Source organism: Tritonibacter sp. SIMBA_163 (assembly GCF_046535935.1).
GTDB classification, from domain to species: domain Bacteria; phylum Pseudomonadota; class Alphaproteobacteria; order Rhodobacterales; family Rhodobacteraceae; genus Epibacterium; species Epibacterium scottomollicae.
Genome location: NZ_JAWJBP010000475.1, coordinates 1 through 270, shown reverse-complemented (window position 1 = coordinate 270; position 270 = coordinate 1). Strand labels below are relative to the sequence as shown.

General features: G+C 42.6%; 1 protein-coding gene. It reads right to left on the bottom strand.

The annotated features are described in order from the left end of the window. Positions 1-270, bottom strand: a 270-nt coding sequence (locus tag R0J92_RS23180; RefSeq protein WP_411053402.1) for a hypothetical protein, incomplete at both ends; no start/stop codon positions are given.

Genomic DNA, 270 nt, shown 5'->3' with positions numbered 1-270 from the left:
GCCGTCTTCATCAGTGGCTTTTGGGTTTACCGCTTCCGCATAAAAACCTACACATTTTGAAGGTTCATACTCATTACCGCTTCCATCCTGTTCATACTTTCCAAGTTTCACAACCGCCACATAGTCACTAGAAAAATGGGAAACCTTGATTAAATCACCTACAAAGACATCTAGTTTTTGCTCTAAGGGTACGCATAGATCACGAGAGATCAATTCGTATTCAGTTTCATCGAAGCACGGTGACAGCTTTTTTGCTACCCGCGCTTCTAG